This window comes from Rhodococcus sp. R1101, assembly GCF_000278445.1.
Classification (GTDB): domain Bacteria; phylum Actinomycetota; class Actinomycetes; order Mycobacteriales; family Mycobacteriaceae; genus Rhodococcus; species Rhodococcus gordoniae.
This window is the reverse complement of the sequence record NZ_AJVB01000727.1, coordinates 1-1,297: the sequence shown is the minus strand read 5'-3', so window position 1 is coordinate 1,297 and position 1,297 is coordinate 1. Positions and strand designations below refer to the sequence as shown.

General features: G+C 72.2%; 2 protein-coding genes. One reads left to right on the top strand and one right to left on the bottom strand.

Features of this window, described 5'->3' with window-relative positions:
• Positions 1-674, bottom strand: a 674-nt coding sequence (locus tag R1101_RS0123645; RefSeq protein ID WP_016935641.1) for a hypothetical protein, incomplete at its 3' end; no start/stop codon positions are given.
• A gap of 97 nt (positions 675-771) precedes the next feature.
• On the opposite strand from R1101_RS0123645, the gene R1101_RS0123640 reads away from it, so the two are divergent.
• Positions 772-1,290, top strand: a complete 519-nt coding sequence (locus tag R1101_RS0123640) for a ribonuclease H family protein (protein WP_026003645.1) — start codon at positions 772-774, stop codon at positions 1,288-1,290.
• Positions 1,291-1,297: the final 7 nt, after the last annotated feature.

Below are 1,297 nucleotides of genomic sequence, written 5' to 3'. Positions count from 1 at the left end.
CGGGCGGCGGCGGGCGGTTCGTGCGCGAGGCGCTCGAGAGAGTCGGCGAGCTGCGCGCACCGCATCACGGTCCGTGCGCGGCCGGGGTCGACGTTCGCCCGATGGAACTCCCACGACGGGACCGTTCGCCAGACCGCCGCGGAGGGCGGCACGCGCATGCCCTCCGGTGCGGGTCCCGGCGCCGGATCGCCGAACCGGGTGACGAGGCGCCGCCATGATGCGAACGCAGCCACCCCGTGCACCCGTTGTTCCAGGATGGAGGGGACGAGGGATTCGAGCACCCGGCCGGTGCGGGGTATGCGCAGGGCGGGCATTCTTCGGTGCGCCTCGACGAGGGCGGGATGCTCGGGGGCGAAGGCCGAAGGGTCGTCGTCGGCGCCGAGCAGGGCCGGCAGTCGTTCGGCCAGCTCGGCCGCTCCCGGTCCCCACGCCAGGCACCGCGCGCCGTGCGGACCGTCCTGGGTGAGCCGGTACGTCACGGCACCGGTGTCCATGCGGGAGGTACGCCAGACGGCGCCTGCGACGACGCGATGACACGGATCCCACGGCCCGCGCTGCAGCGGACGTAGGGTGCGCACCACGTCGACGGGCCACGGCACGCGCACGCGGGTGTCGAGGGGGGCTTCGTCCGCCACGCTCGCGATGCGACGGCCTCGCTCGTGGGACACGGTCACCGCACTACCGTACTCCGGGCGCTGGAGCCGACTTTCGCGACTCTGTGCGCTGGAGCCGACTTTCGTGGTGTCGGAGGGTGCGGCTATGGTCGGGCGCATGATCATCGTGAGCACCGACGGATCCTGCCTGCGCAATCCCGGCGGCGCCATCGGGTGGGCGTGGGTCAATCACGAGGGGCCCAGCGCGTCGGGCGGTGAGCGTTCGGGCACGAATCAGATCGCCGAGCTCCGGGCGGTGCTCGAGGCATTGCGGGCGCATCCCGGTGCCGAGCCGATGATCATCGAATCCGATTCGCAGTACGCGATCAAGTGCGCGTCCGAATGGCTGCCGGGATGGAAGCGCAAGGGGTGGAAGACGGCCACCGGCGCGCCGGTGAAGAATCTCGAACTCGTGCGCGCCATCGACCGCGAGCTCACCGATCGCACCGGGCCGGTGCGGTTCCGCTGGGTGCGCGGCCACGTCGGCAACCACTTCAACGAGATGGCCGACACGCTCGCCGGGCAGGCCGCCCGCGAGATCGCGGCGCAGCCCGGACCGATCGAGGTGCCCAGCGCGCCCGTGGCCGCGCACAAGCCGCCGAAGCGCGCCGGCGACGCCGAATTGACCTTGTTCTGAGCGCAGT

Excerpts from the sequence above, each read along its gene's own strand:
- R1101_RS0123640 (WP_026003645.1), top strand. The coding sequence starts at position 772 with ATGATCATCGTGAGCACCGACGGATCCTGCCTGCGCAATCCCGGCGGC.